12 protein-coding genes are annotated in these 12,902 nt (G+C 56.8%); 7 read left to right on the top strand and 5 right to left on the bottom strand.

Translation table 11 applies throughout. The annotated features are described in order from the left end of the window. Positions 1-48: 48 nt before the first annotated feature. Positions 49-453, bottom strand: a complete 405-nt coding sequence (locus tag Q0778_RS14415; RefSeq protein WP_298337009.1) for a DoxX family protein — start codon at positions 451-453, stop codon at positions 49-51. 12 nt (positions 454-465) lie between these two features. After that, positions 466-1,248, bottom strand: a complete 783-nt coding sequence (locus Q0778_RS14410; protein WP_298337008.1) for a hypothetical protein — start codon at positions 1,246-1,248, stop codon at positions 466-468. A 70-nt stretch (positions 1,249-1,318) separates the two neighbouring features. Here Q0778_RS14410 and Q0778_RS14405 point away from each other — a divergent pair, with 70 nt between their 5' ends. Further along, positions 1,319-2,332 (top strand): histone deacetylase family protein, encoded by a 1,014-nt coding sequence (locus Q0778_RS14405; protein WP_298337006.1) that lies wholly within the window; start codon positions 1,319-1,321, stop codon positions 2,330-2,332. Here the strand turns inward: Q0778_RS14405 and Q0778_RS14400 are convergent. Continuing rightward, positions 2,329-3,321, bottom strand: coding sequence for a tetratricopeptide repeat protein (locus Q0778_RS14400; protein WP_298337004.1), 993 nt, complete (start codon positions 3,319-3,321; stop codon positions 2,329-2,331). The two genes, Q0778_RS14405 and Q0778_RS14400, sit on opposite strands and share 4 nt — an antisense overlap. 79 nt (positions 3,322-3,400) lie before the next feature. Then, positions 3,401-5,197, bottom strand: a complete 1,797-nt coding sequence (gene aspS, locus Q0778_RS14395; protein WP_298337002.1) for an aspartate--tRNA ligase — start codon at positions 5,195-5,197, stop codon at positions 3,401-3,403. 190 nt (positions 5,198-5,387) lie between these two features. On the opposite strand from aspS, the gene rnd reads away from it, so the two are divergent. Both rnd and Q0778_RS14385 read left to right on the top strand, forming a co-directional pair. Continuing rightward, complete coding sequence (rnd, locus tag Q0778_RS14390; RefSeq protein WP_298301765.1) at positions 5,388-6,590, top strand: ribonuclease D; 1,203 nt, start codon at positions 5,388-5,390, stop codon at positions 6,588-6,590. Between the two features lie 7 nt (positions 6,591-6,597). Then, positions 6,598-7,494, top strand: coding sequence for a hydrogen peroxide-inducible genes activator (locus tag Q0778_RS14385; RefSeq protein ID WP_298337000.1), 897 nt, complete (start codon positions 6,598-6,600; stop codon positions 7,492-7,494). A gap of 12 nt (positions 7,495-7,506) precedes the next feature. Here Q0778_RS14385 and queF read toward each other — a convergent pair whose 3' ends face one another. Next, positions 7,507-7,980: a preQ(1) synthase gene (gene queF / locus Q0778_RS14380; protein ID WP_298301761.1), complete on the bottom strand. Its 474-nt coding sequence runs from the start codon at positions 7,978-7,980 to the stop codon at positions 7,507-7,509. A gap of 169 nt (positions 7,981-8,149) precedes the next feature. Between queF and Q0778_RS14375 the strand changes: the two genes are divergently transcribed. Genes Q0778_RS14375 through Q0778_RS14360 form a run of 4 tightly spaced genes read left to right on the top strand, consistent with a single transcriptional unit; the run spans position 8,150 to position 12,853 of the window. Continuing rightward, positions 8,150-9,658 (top strand): hypothetical protein, encoded by a 1,509-nt coding sequence (locus tag Q0778_RS14375; protein WP_298336998.1) that lies wholly within the window; start codon positions 8,150-8,152, stop codon positions 9,656-9,658. Between the two features lie 59 nt (positions 9,659-9,717). Next, the gene (locus Q0778_RS14370) at positions 9,718-10,572 is read left to right on the top strand and encodes a sulfurtransferase (RefSeq protein WP_298336996.1); all 855 of its coding nucleotides are present in this window, start codon (positions 9,718-9,720) and stop codon (positions 10,570-10,572) included. Continuing rightward, positions 10,569-11,774 carry a cystathionine beta-lyase gene (gene metC, locus Q0778_RS14365; RefSeq protein ID WP_298336995.1) on the top strand — a complete coding sequence of 402 codons (1,206 nt, stop codon included), beginning with the start codon at positions 10,569-10,571 and terminating at the stop codon, positions 11,772-11,774. The genes Q0778_RS14370 and metC overlap by 4 nt, the downstream gene beginning before the upstream one ends. After that, on the top strand, positions 11,774-12,853 hold the full coding sequence (locus Q0778_RS14360) for a mechanosensitive ion channel domain-containing protein (protein ID WP_298301751.1): 1,080 nt from the start codon (positions 11,774-11,776) through the stop codon (positions 12,851-12,853). The genes metC and Q0778_RS14360 overlap by 1 nt, the downstream gene beginning before the upstream one ends. Positions 12,854-12,902 lie beyond the last annotated feature (49 nt).

Here is a 12,902-nt window from a genome sequence, read left to right as displayed (position 1 = left end):
CTAGAGGTCGGTTGTAATGAGCGCAAGTCAAGATGCAGACTTTGGTATTTATCGATCCACATCACGGGCTCGCAGCAAGAAAGCATCACGCGAAGGCTCACCGCGAACACGATTGCTCAAGATGTAGGATAATGGCACCGCGATCAGCCCGACATAGGCATGGATCGGTGTCTCGCCCGCGTTGATATGAGCGTAAGTCGCCATCACCAGATTGATGAAGAACGCGCCGTAAGCGATGTCTTTGAGGTTGCGCCAGCGGTTGAGAGCAATCACCAGAAAGGCGACCGCTTTGGCACCTGCAAGCGGATAAACAACATATCCAGGGTAGGAATAGCTCTCGAACACGCTGGCAATGGCCCCTGGGTTACGAAGATACATCTGCACCGCGAACAGCATCAGTGCGCCCATCAAGGCAGTGGCAATCCAGTAGGTAACATTCTCAATCAAGCGCATTACATGTGCCCCTCACTCAAACAACACGCGTGTATCAAGCAATTCGATATCGTCGCGCGCCTCGATACTCTCTAATATCTTGTATTTATGCGCTGATCCAAAGGTAACGAGAGCGGTGAATCCCTGCCCGCTGATTTTGTCGAGCTCGGCGTTGATCAGGTCAGTGTGGGCCTTGTTGATCTGCGTCCAACCGCCGGGTCCAAGATCGGCATCGAAGTGCTCCTGATACGGTGTGCGCCCCGCCTTCACGAGAGCATCGTATTCCGGCGTATGGATAAACAGCGGGTCGCGCCCCCTGCCCCGCAAGTCTCGCCCAAACTGGCGGCTGGCGGCGCGATGTTCGGCCCATTCCTCAGCGCGGGCAGGGTTGCCCTGAATGCGTTGGAGAGCAACCCGGCGATTGTCAGCGATCTCTCGGGTCCAGCCAGCTGTTCCGACAATTTGAAAGTCCAGTTCCCGGCTCAATGGAAACACAACCTCAGTGTACTCAGGAAAGACCCGCGTACGGGGTTCGTCGATTTCGCCAGTCTCCTGAAAGCTTGTGATCGCTTGATCGATCCGATCCGGCGGGATTTCTGTGAGGATTACGTCGGGCGCGGCCCTGCGGATCGCTGCTTCGAGCACTTCGAGCGAATAATCTTCCGATTCCAAGTGCGTCGAATGGAGCACACCCATTACATAAAGCTTGGTCTTGGGAGGGCCTGGCTCTGCTTCCGCGGAGCATCCCAGCAGTGACGGCGACACGAGTGAAATCGCAAGACTGGCGGCGAGAAACAATCGGCGGTTGAGGCTCATAATCTCTCTTTCGCGTGGGCATTCATAGTGGTTACTAGGGCCGAGCCCCCTCAATGCGAGCAGAACCTACATGAAACGCTTCTTTTCCAAACGTCAAACCGCCCATGCCCCTTTACGCGAGCTCAACAATGGCGAGTGGACGGACTTTGCCGAGAGTCCTGCTCGGGTAGACTCGATGCTCGACGCGATTGGTGCGGTCGAAGAACCGAACGATCAAGGGATTGAGCCGATTTTGGCTGTGCATGATACTGACTACGTCGCGTTTTTGCAGACCGCGTATGACGATTGGCTGGCTGCGGGCCGGGAGGGGGACGCGATCGGCTATGCCTTCCCAGCCGTGCACCGTCGCAAACTCGATCTTACGCGGATCGATGGAAAGCTCGGCGCTTATGGTTTTGATGCAGCGACGCCGATTGCTAGCGGTACTTGGGAGGCAGCGTATTGGGGCGCACAGACCGCCTTGAGTGCATTGAATGCGGTAACAGTCGGCGAGAACCAGGCCTTCGCGTTGTGCCGACCGCCCGGCCACCACTCCGGCACCGACTACTACGGCGGGTATTGCTACCTCAACAATGCCGCAATCGCTGCGCAAGCGGCGATCAATCGGGGGCTCGGTCCGGTGGCTGTGCTCGACGTCGACTACCACCATGGCAATGGAACGCAGGACATATTCTACAATCGCGGCGACGTGCTGTTTGCCTCGATCCACGCCGATCCAAAGACGGATTACCCCTATTTTTGGGGACACGCTGACGAAACTGGCGAGGGTGACGGCAAAGGGACAACCTTCAACCAGCCGCTGGCGCGTGGGACGACTTGGGAGCAGTATGGACCAACTTTGGAGAGAGCTTTGGAGGTGATTTCAGGTTTCGGAGCGAAGTTCCTCGTGATCAGTTACGGCGCCGACACATTTGAGGCGGACCCTATCTCGGCATTCGAACTGACTACTATTGACATGAGCCGCATCGGCTCGCTCATAGCTACGCTCGATCTCCCCGCAGTCACCGTGATGGAGGGCGGCTACAATATCGACGCTCTTGGCCGCAACGTGGAGGCCTTCCTGGCAGGATTAGAGAGCGGCTAGACCGATGCGCGCTGCGCCAAGTGATCTTCGGCGCGGATCCGGCTGCGGACCCTGCGAAGGCCATCTGTGGGATAATCGCGCCCAGGATCCGCAGTGAGGGCGCGGGCATAGTAATCAAGCGCCGCGTTCAGCTCACCTGAGCTTTCGTGGCAAAGGCCGATGTTGAACAGGACCGAGACGTGCTCAGGATTGGTCGCTTCGAGCGCTTGAAAGCCCTCACAAGCGGCCGTGACACTCTCATCAGTCGCTTTCACCGCATTTCGAAACAGTCTGCGATCCTCTTTGCGGAGGTTCTTCCGGCGTTCCATCACGCGGATCTCTTGGCGAGATTCCCTAGGTGCCAAATCGCGGCGAATGTCATCTGCGAGGTCGTTGATCAGCCGATTTTCCATATCAAGGCTTGATAGGACATCATCGTGATCGGCACAGAATCGCTCCTCAATAAATCGCGATTCTGTTTGTGAGTAGAGCTGTTCTCCACCCGAGCCAGTGAGCAGTAGGCGAGGATCAACCCGCACAGAAAGCTTGCGGCATTCGATCTTTATCTCACGCCGTTCGATGCATTTGTCGTCCTCATCGCGCGCAACGCATTCGCGCTCAATCTTGGGATCGCTCCACTGTTCGATCACTTCACTGCGAACCGTGCCGCGAAGCTCTGCATCTGGGGCCAACGATCGGGTAGTGACGATGCCATCATTGCCCTCAACCTCGACCACGGCGATGGAGAGAGCATTGGGAGTGATCAGGTCAAGATAGGGCTCGCCTCGGATGAAGACGTTGCCAAGCGCGTCTATCAGGGCAATCTCCAAATCCTGTCCAAGCTCGCCCTCAAAGCGATCAATCAGAACAAGCTCGATGCTGGCGGGCATATCGACACGCGCGGCATATACGCCCTCAACTGTGATCGTCTCTGCATGAACAGCTTGCGTCACACCAAGCGACACAGCCGCCGCCGTCGCCGCCTTCAGAAAACCAGCCCATTTTAACATCACTGCCCCCTATTCAGTTTCCATAACAATCTGAATAGGGGGCAGTGTATCCTCAGTGAATGGGGAAGAAGGCTTACCTTCAGCCCTCTTGCGAGTTTGGCTTTTGGGGCTGTTCCACCACGCGCAGGGCCAGCTCGCGAAGCTGCGCCAGGGTTGCCTTGGACGGCGCCCCCATCATCAGATCCTCGCCCTTCTGGTTCATCGGGAAGGCAATCACTTCGCGGATGGCCTCTTCGCCAGCGAGCAGCATCACGATGCGGTCGATTCCCGGCGCTGAACCACCATGCGGAGGTGCGCCCAGCTTGAACGCTTCGATCATGCCGCCGAACTCTTTGTCGACGGTCGCGTTGTCGTAGCCAGCAAGCTCAAACGCTTTATACATAATGTCCGGGCGGTGGTTCCGGATTGCGCCTGAGCTCAATTCGTAGCCGTTGCAAACAATGTCGTACTGCCATGCTTTGATTTCGAGCGGGTCCATCGTCTCCAGCGCTTCCATCTCGCCTTGCGGCATTGAGAATGGGTTGTGGCTGAAGTCGACCTTCTTGGCCTCTTCGTCATACTCAAACATCGGGAAATCGACGATCCAGCAGAACTTATAGCAACCCTGCTCGATCAACTCCAATTGCTCACCCACTTGGGTACGCGCTGCGCCTGCGAGTTTGGCTGCGTCCTTTTCCTTGCCCGCGGCAAAGAACAGGCCATCGTCCGGACCAAGACCGAGTTCATTGTAAAGCTCTTCCATGCGCTCTGGACCGTGGTTCTTGGCAATCGGACCGCCAAATTCACCGCCCTTACGGGTGACATAACCAAGGCCAGCGAAACCTTCAGAACGCGCCCAATTGTTCATGTCGTCGAAGAACTTGCGGCTCTTATCGGCTGTGTTTGGTGCAGGCACCACACGAACAACACCGCCGCCGCCAACGATCTTTTCAAACAGGCCAAAGCCTGATTTTTCAAAGTGGCTGGTCACATCTGAGATGATAAGCGGGTTGCGAAGGTCAGGCTTGTCGGTGCCGAACTTCATGATCGCTTCGGCATAAGGGATGCGCGGGAATTCGCCTGATTTGGTGACGGTTTTGCCGTCTGCGAATTCTTCAAAGGTCCCCGCAAGGACTGGCTCAAGCGCCTGGAACACATCTTCTTGCGTTACGAAGCTCATTTCGAAGTCGAGCTGGTAGAATTCGAGGCTGCGGTCTGCGCGAAGGTCTTCATCGCGGAAACACGGCGCGATTTGGAAATACCGGTCAAAACCCGACACCATCAACATCTGCTTGAACATCTGAGGCGCTTGGGGAAGCGCGTAGAAGTTGTTCGGGTGCATACGGCTGGGCACCAAGAAGTCGCGCGCGCCTTCTGGCGACGACGCCGTCAGTATCGGCGTTTGAAACTCGGTGAAACCTTGGTCGGTCATGCGTTTGCGAAGCGATGTAATCACCTGGCTGCGCAGCATGATGTTGCGGTGCATCGTCTCACGCCGCAAGTCGAGGAAGCGGTACTTTAAGCGAATGTGCTCTGGGTAATCCAGCTCATCAGCAACCGGCAGTGGCAGCTCTTCAGCCGCGCTTTGTAATGTGATCGCGCGGGCGAACACTTCGATGTCCCCTGTTTCAAGCTTGGGGTTCACCGTATCAGCACTACGCGCCTTCACTTCGCCATCGATGGTGACAACCGACTCGGCACGCAGACGGTCAAGCACCTCCAAAGCGGGCGAATCCTCGTCAGCTACAATCTGGGTAATGCCAAAGTGATCGCGAAGATCGACGAACAGAACGCCGCCAAAGTCGCGCTTGCGGTGGACCCAGCCCGAAAGACGGACGGTTTCACCAACATTGTCAGCGGAAAGCTGGGCACAATTGTGGGTACGATAGGCGTGCATCTAAATTATTGTCCTATTTGCGTGTATAGCGCTATGGGCGCGTGGCGTTTGAGCCTGCGGTGAAATGCCGCTTGCGATATGGGCGCGCTAACAGGGCATGGCCTCGACTTTGTCAAGTCGCGAAGGCCCATGGATTTTTGGCTCACACCGGGCCGAGAGCGGCACTCCGCTCACAAAAACAAGAAGAACGATGCAAATACACGATCTCATAACAACCACTCAGGCGCTGACTGAATTGTGCGAGCGCCTTGCCAAATCCGAATTCGTTGCAGTCGACACTGAGTTCATGCGCGAGAACACCTATTGGCCGGAATTGTGCCTGGTGCAGATCGCCAACACCGAAGAAGCTGCTGCGATTGATCCGCTCGCTGACGGCATTGACCTTACCCCGCTTCTGGACTTGCTCACCGAGAATGATGAAGTTCTCAAAGTCTTCCATGCTGGTGGGCAGGATGTTGAAATCATTGTCAATATGACCGGCAAGACGCCGCAGCCTGTGTTTGACACGCAGATTGCAATGATGGCAATCAGTCAATCAGAGCAGATTGGATATGCAAATTTGGTTGACCATTGGCTCGGCATCCAGATCGACAAGGGTGCGCGCTTCACCGATTGGAGCCGCCGTCCACTGACCGAGCGTCAGATTGAATATGCAATTGGCGACGTAACTCACCTCTCCAAAATCTTTCCCAAGATTCTCAAAAAGCTCATCAAAACAGGCCGTGGAAACTGGCTTGATGCAGAGATGGAAAAGCTCGCGACCACCGACAATTACATCATTGACCCCAGCCGATCCTGGAAGAAGATCCGTCAACCGGGGCGCAATCCGCAGGTTTTGGGACGTCTCAAAGAGCTGGCGGCGTGGCGCGAAGGCGAAGCGCAGCACAAGAATATCCCGCGTGGTCGTATCATGCGGGATGAAACGCTCGCTGATATCGCGTCTCACCCACCCAAAAAACAGGGTGATCTCGCCAAGGTCCGCGGTCTTTCCAGCGCTTGGCGTGACAACGACATTGGCAAACGTCTGATGAAGGTCATTGCCGAGGCGGAACCGCTGCCAAAATCGGAAATGCCTGAAAAGATGAAGCGCGGCGCACCGCTTGGCAAAGAAGGCGCTTTGGTTGCTGACCTTCTGAAGTTGCTCCTAAAAATTCGTGCTCGTGAGATCGATGTGGCGGCAAGACTGCTCACCCGCGCTGACGAGATGGAAGCGCTTGCGGCGGGCGTTCGCGAACTCAAAGTGCTCGACGGTTGGCGGTATGATGTTTTTGGCAAGGATGCGCTTGAACTGGTCGAGGGCAGGCTAGCCTTCGCGGTCAAGAACGGAAAGCTTGTGATGACCCATATCGACGATATGCAGGCGAGCATGGAAGAATCGCAGGCAGCGGAGTGATCGGGTCATGAGCACTTACCTTCCCACCATCAAACAGCTGCAATATCTCGTTGCTTTGCACGAAGCTGGTCATTTCGGCCGCGCTGCTGATGCAAGCTTCGTCTCACAATCCACGCTGTCAGCCGGGATTCGCGAGCTCGAGTCGCTGTTGGGCGTGACACTGGTCGAGCGCTCACGCCGAGTGGTGCGTTTCACCGCTCTGGGTGAGCAAGTGGTGGCAAAGGCCAACAAACTGCTGCGCGAAGCAGAAGAATTGTCGGACCTCGTCCAAGCGGCGGGGAAGCCGCTCTCGGGCCAATTGCGCATGTCAGTAATCCCCACAATCGCTCCGTTTTTGATCCCCCGCCTGTTGCCACGCCTCAAGAAAGAGCGACCGGACCTGCAATTGATGCTGCGCGAAGAGGTCAGTCAGGATGCAATCGACTCTCTCCAACATGGCCGGGTTGATTGTGTGCTGCTCGCTCTTCCCTTTGATACGGGTGAAGCGGACTGGGTGCATATCAGCGATGATCGACTGTTTGTCGCCTTCCCCAAAGACGATCCGCGCGATCCGCCAGCGTCGATTCCACCCGATATGATCGATCAGGGGCGCCTGTTGTTATTGGAGGACGGCCACTGTTTGCGCGACCATGCATTGGCCGCCTGCAACCGCAGCGAGTTGCGTGCAAGTGCAAGCATGATTGGTACTTCCCTGCACACTCTAGTGCAGATGGTAGACAATGATCTCGGCCTCACAATGCTGCCCGAAATGGCAATCGATGCAGGGATTCTGACCGGTACCGAAGTTGTGGCGCGCCCCGTGGAAGGAGACACGGCCAAGCGAGAGATAGTGTTGGTATGGCGCAAAAACTCACCGCGGGAGGCGGATTTCAAGCTACTCGCCGAAGAACTGCGCGCGGGCTAATCCTTCAAGCGTTCAACCGCGACCGCGATAGGACGCGACACCTTGATCAGGCAACCAAAGGTCAGCGGGCGGCGCGCCGGTTTGCCAGAACACATCAATCGGAATGCCGCCACGCGGATACCAGTAGCCTCCAATACGCAGCCATTGGGGCTTCATCTCTTCGGCAAGCCTTTGCCCGATCCCAACGGTCACATCCTCGTGAAAGCCATTGTGATTGCGAAATGATCCGAGAAACAGCTTGAGGCTCTTTGACTCCACAATCGTATCGCCGGGCGCATAATCGATCACCAAATGTGCAAAGTCGGGTTGGTTGGTGACCGGACATAACGATGTGAACTCAGGAGAGACAAACCGCACCATGTAAAGGGCACCAGTCCTTGGATTGGGCACGTAATCGAGAACGGCCTCTTCTGGAGAAGCTGGGAGATCGGTCTGCTTGCCGAGAAACGCGGGTGCGTTCGGGTCTGATTGAGGTGTGCTTTCCATGCCGCGCTGTTGCCGCGAAAGACGTCAGGTTGCAAGCCGCTAGCTGGACGCGCGGGCATTGCGGCTTATGTCTTGGCAGAAGAGCGCCATGCCTCACTCCGCTTGGCATGGCTCCTTTTAAGCTCGCAGTAAGGTCGAATGTAGCAACTTTGATGAAGTTGATCATGAAATGACGCGCCGGAACCTCTCATTTGCATCGCCGTCTCGCTTCTCGGCTTCACAGCGTGTCTTGCTGGCAGCTGGAGTGTGCGCCGCTTCTCTTTATGGCTTTGCAGTTCCGACGCAGATTGTGGCACAAGATCAGCCGGCAGAGACCTTCACTCTACCTACTCCAACACCCAGCCCAACTCCTGCCCCCCAAGGCCCGATTGATGAGAGCGTAGGTGTGCCAATTGCGCCGCGAGTGATTCCAGAGCAACAGTCTCAGGAAAGCACTTCTGAGCCTGCAACGCCCCCAGCAACACCCCAAGCACCGGCACCCAGCCCGACAGCGACCAATGCGCCTGCCGGAACAACGCAGGCACCTCCCGGTCAAATTGTGCCGCCCTCTCAGACTCAACCTGAAACAGACGCCCCCCCCTCTCAACTGCCTGCGGTGAGTCCGGTTGAACCCAACGTGAGCAATGCCGATGCACGGGGGGCAAGAATAGCGGTAGACGAAGCGGCGGGCCCTGGGTTTGAATCGCTCGCAGATGAGCTTGAAGGCACCGCCCCTCGAAGCGCCGATGGATGGTACAGCGTGGATGAGGCGGGAAGCGAGGTTGCTTCGCCTGTTCCCTCGGCCACGCCTGGTGCGCCAGACAACGCCAATCCCATCCTAGAAGGACTGAGTGCACGGTCAGGGGTGTTCGCCGCACTGTTAGCCCTTATGGCTGTTTTCGCAGCCATGCTGGGTTGGGTCTATTCCCGTCGCAAGCGAGCCGCCGAAGGCACTCTGGAGACACCCGCCACAGTCTTGACTGCAGGCGTGCGAGCTTCAATGGGCGAGGACGCAGCGGCCAATAAAGAAGAGTCCACCCCTGAGCCAGAGCCCGCAGCGGACAATAGCGAGAATTCGCATTTTACAAGCGCACAGCCGGCTGAAAAGGAACCTACTTTACCCGCACCTGCTCAAGCGGTTGCTTCAACGGCTCCGATTTCCACTCCCGTTCCTACGCCTCCCCAGCGCTCAAGCTCAAGCCCAGCGCCATCGGTTACGCCAGCCGGGCCACTCAAACTCGACCTTTCCCTCGACATCATCAACGCCAGCCGCAGCCTGATGCGCTTGTCTGTTGAGTTCAGCCTGGAGGTCACAAATCGCGCTACTATTGCCGCACGACAAATCAACATCGCTGGCGAGCTCGCAAGCGCTCAGGAGGGCGCCACAGGCCCTGCACCGATCGACAAAACGCACGCCATCACCACGATCGACCGCCTCGCGCCTCAGCAATCCCGGCGGGTGACAGGCACACTGCAACTGCCAATGAGCGAGATTTCCGCGATCAGGCAGAACAACACTCCGGTGGTGATTCCGCTCATCCATTTCAGAGTTGGCACACAAGACCATCCGGCGATGAAACGGACTTTCGTGGTGGGCATGCCTAGCGCATCAAGCATCACGCGGGTGCATCCACTGATGTTTGATGGACCGCCCGGCGGGCTTCCTCCCTTGCGAGCGCAACTGATCAAACAAAGTTGAGCCCGCCCAATACGCAAGGCGGCTTGGCGCACGAGGCGGGTGCGTCTAGCAAGACACCTATGCAAATGCAGATGGATAGCCTTGTTTCAACGCATTGGTTGGCGGATCGATTGGGCGCGACCGATCTGCTCGTGCTTGATGCCTCGCGGCATTTGCCAGCCGCTGGTCGTGATGCGCACGTCGAATTTGAAATCGGACATATCACGGGAGCGCGGTTTCTTGATCTCGCGACTTTGACCGACACCGCATCACCCGTTCCCGCAGCGCTGCCACGTCCGGACCAAGTGGCGGATCGACTGGCGCAGCTTGGCGCCGAGCCGGGCGCGCGCATCGTTCTTTACGACGACAGCGCGCTCAGATCCTCAGCCCGTGCCTGGTTCACGCTCACTCAATCCGGACTTACAGACGTGGCAATCCTGGACGGCGGGCTCAACAAATGGCGGGTCGAAAGGCGACAGCTTGATTGTGGGATTAGCGATCAAATTACAGCGGAAGCGAGCACGCTGAAGGACACTACAAAGGTGGTGACCAAAGCTGAAATGCTTGCCAATTGTCAAAGTGGCGAGTTTCAAGTTCTCGATGCAAGGGCGGCTGATCGCGTGTTCAGCTCGGGCATCGATCCGGTGCACGGCGGCCAGAATGGCCGCATTCCCGGTGCACTCAACCTGCCTTTTGGTAAAGTTTTAAACGCGGATGGAACGTTCAAGTCGCCTGAGGATATCCGCGCCGCGTTCAAGGCCGCTCGTGTCGATCTTGCACGCCCACTTGTGACGACATGTGGCAGTGGGATCACTGCATCGGTATTGCTGTTTGCAGCCCATCTCATAGGCAAGCACGATGTGCGACTTTATGATGGTAGTTGGCAGGAATGGGAAGCCGATCCGGACACTCCCAAAGAACAGGGGCCCGAATGAGCACTTCGGATGACAAGAGACCACAAGGAGCTGGCACACGCGTCACTCACGCTGGCAGGAGGCCAGAGTGGAGCGGGCGCGTGGTCAATACGCCCGTCTGGCGCGCCTCCACTCATCTTTACGAAAGCGAAGCAGAACGCAAAGCCGCGATTGGAGCCAATCACGATGGCCAGTTCTTCTACGGCAGGCGCGGTGCCCCTACACAATGGGCTCTAGCAGACGCTTTGACCGAGATTGAACCGGGTGCGTTCGGGACCGTGCTCTACCCCAGCGGCGTTGCTGCGATCGCGGGGTGTTTGCTCGCCGTGCTGCGTCCAGACGATCACCTGCTGATGAGCGACAACGCGTATGACCCGACCCGCAGCATGGCGACAGGCCTGCTTAAGCGGATGGGTATTACTCACAGTTTTTTCGATCCGCTTGATATGGCAGGCTTTGAAGCTCTGGTTGCCGACACCAAACCGCGCGCTGTATGGTTTGAGAGTCCTGGCAGCCTGACTATGGAAGTGTGCGATGTTCCTGCATTGGCTGCCATCGCACGTGATGCGAAAGCCGTTACGCTGATGGACAACACCTGGGCGAGCGGTCTTGGCTTTGCTGCTCTCGAGAACGGCTGCGACATCGTGATGCAGAGCCTCTCCAAGCACGTGGGGGGGCACTCTGATCTCATGATGGGTTCAGCAAGCGCCAGCGAGCGGTGGTACAATGCCTTGCGCCTCACCTCCCAACAGCTCGGCCAAATTGTCTCGCCCGACGATGCAGCGCTTGCCGCTCGCGGCCTCCGCACAATGAAGGTGCGGCTTGAGCAAAGCACTCAGAGCGCTTTGAAGATCGCTCAATGGCTCAGCGGCCACGAAAAGATCGAGCATGTCCTCTGCCCCCTGTTACCTGGAGCACCTGGCCACGATTTGTGGAAGCGAGATTTCACAGGCGGATGCGGACTCTTCAGCTTCGTGCTCAAAAGCGATGATCCAGAAGCCAGCGGCAAAGTCGCTGATGCGCTCGACATTTTCGGAATAGGATACAGTTGGGGCGGGTTTGAGAGCCTTGTGCTACCGATCTATCCCGACAATGATCGCTCAGTGATGAAACCACCGACGAACTGTGGCGCAAAGTCGGCGGTTCGCCTATCGATTGGTCTCGAAGACCCTGAGAACCTGATCGCCGATCTTGAACAAGCACTCGGCCAACTGGACAATTAATGACCGCCATTTTGCCTGAAATTCCGCCAACCGATACCGATGTTGAGGCCTCGCCCGAATTGGAAGCAACCCCAACTCAGGCTTGGAGCCTTGCAGAGGAAGCTCCTCCCGAAGCAGACGTCGTGAGCGTTGCGGAAGGAGCGAAAGAAGGGCTCGCGGCACAAAACGACACGCTCGGAGCGGTCATCGGCACCCTCGATAGCTGGGCCCTGGTTGTTGGCGATGTACGAATCTCGGTGTTCGACGTGGTGTTCCTGTTGGCCACAATCGGCATGGTCATCACAGCCGCGTGGTTCATCAGCCGGCTGGCGCGAAACCTGATCGGACGGGTCACCGCCTTTGATGGCAGTCAGCAACTGCTTGCGGAAAAGCTTGCGACCATCATCATTTGGGCCGTCGCTTTCTTCATTACGATTGACCTCATCGGCATCGACCTAACTGCGCTTGCGATCTTTGGCGGGGCCTTTGGTCTGGCGATTGGTTTTGGTCTGCAAAAGACCTTTGGTAACCTGATATCGGGCATCCTGCTGTTGCTAGACAAATCGATAAAGCCCGGCGACGTGATCTCAGTCACCGACCAATCCGGCAATGAGGCGGTTGGTCAAATCCGCAAGATCGGCATCCGTGCGATCTCGGTCATTACTCGTGATCAGACAGAATATCTCATCCCCAATGAGCTGCTCATGACCAACCAAGTGGTCAACTGGTCCTATTCCAGCCGCGATGTTCGGGTGAAGGCACCTGTCGGCGTTTCCTATGACAGCGATTTGGATCTGGTCACAAAGCTGCTTTATCAAGCGGTAGACGAGACAAGTCGCGTACTCGCTCATCCTAAGCCGAGCGTAAACCTTATGGCATTTGGCGACAGTTCCGTGGATTTTGAGGTGCGATTTTGGATTCAGGACCCAGAGGGCGGTCTCGCCAACATTCGTTCTGCGGTCTACATGCGGATTTGGCAGTTGTTCAAAGAGAACAATATCGAAATTCCATTCCCGCAAAGCGATCTGCACTTACGCTCATCGAAGCAGTTGGACCAGCTTGTTGAGCTGATGAGCGGCGGGAAAGCTTCCTCCCAGTAGAGTTTCAATTTACGGGCGAAAGCTTTCCTTCGCTCGCCCCAATCCATTC

It is taken from the genome of uncultured Erythrobacter sp. (genome assembly GCF_947502395.1).
Classification (GTDB): domain Bacteria; phylum Pseudomonadota; class Alphaproteobacteria; order Sphingomonadales; family Sphingomonadaceae; genus Erythrobacter.
Note: the sequence above shows the minus strand (reverse complement) of the source record. Positions and strands in the feature narration are given on the sequence as shown.

What these genes read in the sequence shown, in the direction of transcription:
- Q0778_RS14415 (WP_298337009.1), bottom strand. Translation starts at nt 453, where the DNA reads ATGCGCTTGATTGAGAATGTTACCTACTGGATTGCCACTGCCTTGATG.
- Q0778_RS14410 (WP_298337008.1), bottom strand. Translation starts at nt 1,248, where the DNA reads ATGAGCCTCAACCGCCGATTGTTTCTCGCCGCCAGTCTTGCGATTTCA.
- Q0778_RS14405 (WP_298337006.1), top strand. Translation starts at nt 1,319, where the DNA reads ATGAAACGCTTCTTTTCCAAACGTCAAACCGCCCATGCCCCTTTACGC.
- Q0778_RS14400 (WP_298337004.1), bottom strand. Translation starts at nt 3,321, where the DNA reads ATGTTAAAATGGGCTGGTTTTCTGAAGGCGGCGACGGCGGCGGCTGTG.
- aspS (WP_298337002.1), bottom strand. Translation starts at nt 5,197, where the DNA reads ATGCACGCCTATCGTACCCACAATTGTGCCCAGCTTTCCGCTGACAAT.
- rnd (WP_298301765.1), top strand. Translation starts at nt 5,388, where the DNA reads ATGCAAATACACGATCTCATAACAACCACTCAGGCGCTGACTGAATTG.
- Q0778_RS14385 (WP_298337000.1), top strand. Translation starts at nt 6,598, where the DNA reads ATGAGCACTTACCTTCCCACCATCAAACAGCTGCAATATCTCGTTGCT.
- queF (WP_298301761.1), bottom strand. Translation starts at nt 7,980, where the DNA reads ATGGAAAGCACACCTCAATCAGACCCGAACGCACCCGCGTTTCTCGGC.
- Q0778_RS14375 (WP_298336998.1), top strand. Translation starts at nt 8,150, where the DNA reads ATGACGCGCCGGAACCTCTCATTTGCATCGCCGTCTCGCTTCTCGGCT.
- Q0778_RS14370 (WP_298336996.1), top strand. Translation starts at nt 9,718, where the DNA reads ATGCAAATGCAGATGGATAGCCTTGTTTCAACGCATTGGTTGGCGGAT.
- metC (WP_298336995.1), top strand. Translation starts at nt 10,569, where the DNA reads ATGAGCACTTCGGATGACAAGAGACCACAAGGAGCTGGCACACGCGTC.
- Q0778_RS14360 (WP_298301751.1), top strand. Translation starts at nt 11,774, where the DNA reads ATGACCGCCATTTTGCCTGAAATTCCGCCAACCGATACCGATGTTGAG.